The organism is Neisseria sp. HMSC055H02, from assembly GCF_001813335.1.
In the GTDB taxonomy this organism is placed as follows: Bacteria; Pseudomonadota; Gammaproteobacteria; order Burkholderiales; family Neisseriaceae; genus Neisseria; species Neisseria sicca_C.
This window is the reverse complement of sequence record NZ_KV812078.1, coordinates 1-287: the sequence shown is the minus strand read 5'-3', so window position 1 is coordinate 287 and position 287 is coordinate 1. Positions and strand designations below refer to the sequence as shown.

At 43.6% G+C, this 287-nt stretch carries 1 protein-coding gene; it reads right to left on the bottom strand.

What is annotated here, in order from left to right:
* On the bottom strand, nucleotides 1-245 hold a 245-nt coding region (locus tag HMPREF2907_RS13135), incomplete at its 3' end, for a hypothetical protein (RefSeq protein ID WP_210388582.1).
* Between the last annotated feature and the right edge of the window lie 42 nt (nucleotides 246-287).

Genomic DNA, 287 nt, shown 5'->3' with positions numbered 1-287 from the left:
AACGGATAATCAGCTTTCAACAACTCTGACTTTTCCTTGATACCGCAGCAGTCATAAGGGTAAAAAGAACTGAACCTGTTTGAGGCATAAAATCCGAAAGGGAGCTTGTGCGATTGGTAGCGGACATTTTTTGGAAAAAACTGATCCGCCCTGCTGAATGTAACTCCGTTATCCCTTGCCTTTAATAGCGAGATTCTTTTTTCCTTGTCAAAGATATAATCCCCCATCTCGATAGCGGGCATCATATACAACTGACACGATTTCTCCGTGGGGCATCTGTCCTTCCA